The sequence below is a fragment of the Erwinia sp. genome, from assembly GCF_031978025.1.
In the GTDB taxonomy this organism is placed as follows: domain Bacteria; phylum Pseudomonadota; class Gammaproteobacteria; order Enterobacterales; family Enterobacteriaceae; genus Erwinia.
Genome location: NZ_DALZCD010000331.1, coordinates 1 through 4,197 on the forward strand (window position 1 = coordinate 1; position 4,197 = coordinate 4,197).

General features: G+C 56.1%; 3 protein-coding genes and 1 pseudogene. All 4 read right to left on the bottom strand.

The annotated features are described in order from the left end of the window. Positions 1-152, bottom strand: a pseudogene (locus RTK32_RS19525) (DNA gyrase); the annotation flags it as partial. Between the two features lie 17 nt (positions 153-169). Beyond that, positions 170-1,255, bottom strand: a complete 1,086-nt coding sequence (gene recF, locus RTK32_RS19530) for a DNA replication/repair protein RecF (RefSeq protein WP_312046889.1) — start codon at positions 1,253-1,255, stop codon at positions 170-172. 151 nt (positions 1,256-1,406) lie between these two features. Continuing rightward, entirely contained in the window at positions 1,407-2,507 is a 1,101-nt protein-coding gene (dnaN, locus tag RTK32_RS19535; protein ID WP_312046890.1) for a DNA polymerase III subunit beta, read from the bottom strand. A gap of 4 nt (positions 2,508-2,511) precedes the next feature. Then, positions 2,512-3,897, bottom strand: coding sequence for a chromosomal replication initiator protein DnaA (gene dnaA / locus RTK32_RS19540; protein ID WP_312046892.1), 1,386 nt, complete (start codon positions 3,895-3,897; stop codon positions 2,512-2,514). Between the last annotated feature and the right edge of the window lie 300 nt (positions 3,898-4,197).

A 4,197-nucleotide genomic window follows, 5' to 3' on the forward strand; every position in this document is an offset into this window, starting at 1 on the left:
GCTTCGTCGATGGCGTTGTCCACAACCTCGAATACCATATGGTGCAGACCGGTGCCGTCATCCGTATCGCCGATATACATACCCGGGCGCTTGCGTACAGCATCCAGCCCTTTCAGAACTTTGATACTTGAGGAGTCATAAGAATTCGACATCAACGTTTCTCGCTCGTTTAATCTTCAGGTTGAACCGCTATTTTACCCTGTTCCACGTGGAACATCTTGCCCTTTTCGTCAGCCATATCGAACACATGATCGGCGCTGATGGCGCTGACAAAAACCTGGGCCCGAGTCGCTTTTAAGCGCGAAGCCAACAGGTGGCGTCGCGTCTCATCCAGCTCGGAGGCAAAATCATCTATCAGATACAGGCAGCGTCGCCCGTTCTGTCGGGTGAGAAACTCACCCTGCGCCAGCCTCAGGGCGCACATCAACAGCTTTAGCTGGCCACGCGACAGCAGATCTTCCACTGGCGTGCCGTCGGCACGAATGCGGAAGTCCGCTTTGTGCGGGCCGCTGGCCGTGTAGGTTAAGGCGCGGTCGCGCTCGAACTGACGCTCCAGCAGCTCCCGATAATCCGTCTCTTTATCCCAACCGCGTTGGAAAGAGAAATTCAGCGCAAATTCCGGCAAAAACTGCGCGCAGGTAGCGGTAATATCCTCAGCGATAGCTTCGCTGTAGGCGGCTCGCCACTGGCTAATCTGTTCCGCCAGCGGCGCCAGCTCCTGATCCCAGGCGCGGATCTGCTGGTAGCGCGTCACCTGCCGCAGCGCGGCGTTGCGCTGCTTCAACAGCCGCCGCAGGTTACTCCAGGCGGTAAAAAAGCCCGGCTCGTTATGGAAACAGCCCCAGTCGATATAGGCGCGCCGGTATTTCGGCCCGCCGTTAAGCAGCGTAAAACCTTCCGGGGTGATCAGCTGCATCGGCAGCATTTGCGCCAGCTCGGCAACTTTATGGCCGTCGGTGCCGTCAACCCGCACCTTGCTGTCGCCCGCACGGTTTTTAGTCAGGCCAACCGTCGTTTCGCGCTCGGCACCTTCAATGCGGCCGTGCAGGATAAAAGCATCCTGCTCGTGGCGAATGACTCTGCCTGCCTGCAGGCTACGGAAAGCCCGACCATGACCCAGCGTATAAATCGCTTCCAGCACGCTGGTTTTGCCGCTGCCGTTAGCGCCGACCAAAAAGTTGAAACCGGGCGCCAGCGCCAGATCGGCATTTTCAATGTTGCGAAAATCTTTGATAAGCAGGCGGGTTAAAGCCATAAGTGGAGTTATTCCGCGGGCAGTGGATCAGATAAAACGGCACGAGCGATTACACAAGGCCAGAGCGTTAACGATGCGGACAAGCGCAACGCCGCCGCATGGGGACGGCGAGCGTTGGCGGAAGCAGAACAAAGTCAGCCCGATGATTTTACTACAAACGCATTGGCATGACGACATAGGCCGCTGACTGGCTGGCCGCGTCTTCAATCTGCACGCTGGAAACGGAGTCGGTCAGCAGCAGCCGCACATTTTCACATTTCAGCGCGTTCAGCACGTCCAGCACGTAGCTAACGTTAAAGCCGATTTCCAGATCGGTGCCGCCGTAGGTGACATCCAGCATCTCTTCGGCTTCTTCCTGCTCCGGATTATTAGCAGTAATTTTCAGCTGATTTTCACTGATATACAGGCGAACGCCGCGGAACTTCTCGTTAGAGAGGATAGCCGCGCGGGAAAACGCCTGTTTCAGCAGATCGCAGCCGGCATCCAGCGTTTTGTCCGGATTCTTCGGCAATACGCGACGATAGTCCGGGAAACGTCCATCGACCAGCTTGGAGGTAAAGATGAAATCGCCAACGTGTGCACGGATATTGTTACTGCCGATCTGCACCTGCAGCGGCGTCTCGCCGCCGTCCAGCAGACGCACCAACTCAATCACGCCTTTACGCGGCACGATCACCGAATGGTTCGGCAGAGACTGCCCCACGGGCATCGAACAGACAGCCAGGCGGTGGCCGTCGGTCGCAACGGTGCGCAGCTCTTCGCCTTCCGTTTCAAACAGCATGCCGTTAAGGTAATAACGTACGTCCTGATGAGCCATGGAAAACTGCGTGGCTTCAATCAGGCGCTTCATCGTCGCCTGCGGCAGCGTAAATTCGACTTCGCTTTGCCAGTCGTCCAGATTCGGGAAGTCGCTGGCAGGCAGAGTGGAAAGCGAGAAGCGGCTGCGGCCGGAGCGCACCAGCATCCTTTCACCTTCCAAAATCACGGTGATCTCTGCGCCTTCGGGCAGGCCACGGCAGATATCGAAAAACTTACGCGCGGGCACGGTAGTGGCACCCGGCTCGTGATCCTGCGTCAGCGCGACGCGGGCCACCATTTCCATTTCTAAGTCCGTTCCCGTCAGCAGCAGGCTGCCGTCGTTGACCTGTAAAAGCAGATTGCCGAGGATCGGCAGCGTCGGCCGACCGCCCAGCGGGCTGCTGACCTGCTGTAAGGGTTTAAGTAACTGCTCACGTTCAACAATAAATTTCATAGCGTCAGGAAGATAATGTTCTGATTAGATTTGAGAAATCTTCTTTAATATCGTGACTCTCTTCACGCAGCTGCTCGATCTTGCGACAGGCGTGCAGCACCGTTGTATGGTCACGACCCCCGAAAGCGTCGCCGATTTCCGGCAAGCTGTGGTTAGTCAGCTCTTTCGCCATCGCCATCGCCATCTGGCGAGGACGCGCGACGGAGCGCGAACGCCGCTTGGAAAGCAGGTCGGCTACCTTGATTTTGTAATACTCCGCCACCGTCTTCTGGATATTATCGATGGTGACCAGCTTTTCCTGCAGCGCCAGCAGATCGCGCAGCGCTTCACGCACGAAGTCGATAGTAATGGCGCGGCCGGTAAAGTTGGCGTTAGCGATCACGCGGTTCAGCGCGCCTTCCAGCTCACGCACGTTAGAACGCAGTCGCTTGGCAATAAAGAAGGCAACCTCGCCCGGCAGACGGATGTCGTTTTCATCCGCTTTTTTCATCAGGATCGCCACGCGGGTTTCCAGTTCCGGCGGCTCGATCGCCACCGTCAGGCCCCAGCCAAAGCGCGATTTCAAACGATCCTCGACGCCATTAATCTCTTTAGGATAGCGATCCGACGTCAGGATGATCTGTTGATTGCCTTCCAGTAGCGCGTTGAAGGTGTGGAAAAACTCCTCCTGCGAGCGCTCTTTATTGGCGAAAAACTGAATATCATCGATCAGCAGCGCATCTACCGAACGGTAGTAGCGCTTAAATTCTTCAATCGCATTATTTTGCAGCGCCTTCACCATATCCTGCACAAAACGCTCTGAGTGCATATAGACCACTTTGGCGTTGGGCTTGCGTGCCATGATGCCGTTACCCACAGCATGAAGCAGGTGAGTTTTCCCCAGGCCAGTGCCGCCATAAAGGAACAGAGGGTTATAAGCGCCGCCAGGGTTATCGGCGACCTGACGAGCCGCCGCGCGCGCCAGCTGGTTCGACTTACCTTCAACGAAGTTATCGAAGTTGTGTTTGGTATTCACATTGGAGCGATACGACAGCTCCGCTGGCGCGGGCATGCTGTCCCAGCTCGGCCGTACCGGCGCCGGACGACTCATCGGCGGCGGCGCGCTGGCGCTGCTCATAACGGGCTGGCTGACCGGGCGCGTCACCGGCTTGCTGCCGACTTCAAAGCGCAGCAAAGGCACATCGGTGCCGCAAAAATCGTTAAGCAGCGCATTGATATTATTAAGGTATTTGTCACGAACCCAGTCGAGCACAAAGCGGTTTGGTGCATACAGGGCCAGGGTGTTGTCGTTCAATTCAGCCTGGAGCGGACGTATCCACATGCTGAATTCGGTGGCAGGTAGTTCATCCTGCAAACGGGCAAGACACTGTTGCCAAAGCGTAAGTGACACGGCGGACTCCACTCGAAAATATTCGATAAGAAAAAAGGCGCTGAAGCGATAAATTCATCATTGTTGACGCATGCAGATGACGCACATACGAACCGCTGTCCGCGGTTTCTCCGCCGCTGACTGACCCGGAGGATCGCTAACGGAAGGGCGGATCATAGCGCAAAGCGCAGCAGAGATCTTCACTTTCTACACAGTTTTGTTCCAATTTATCCACAGGGCAACGCGCGCAGGGACAAGTTTACTCATTCGCGCTCAAAAGACATTCAGGATCCTTCGCATTAGATGAATATTTAAGGCGCC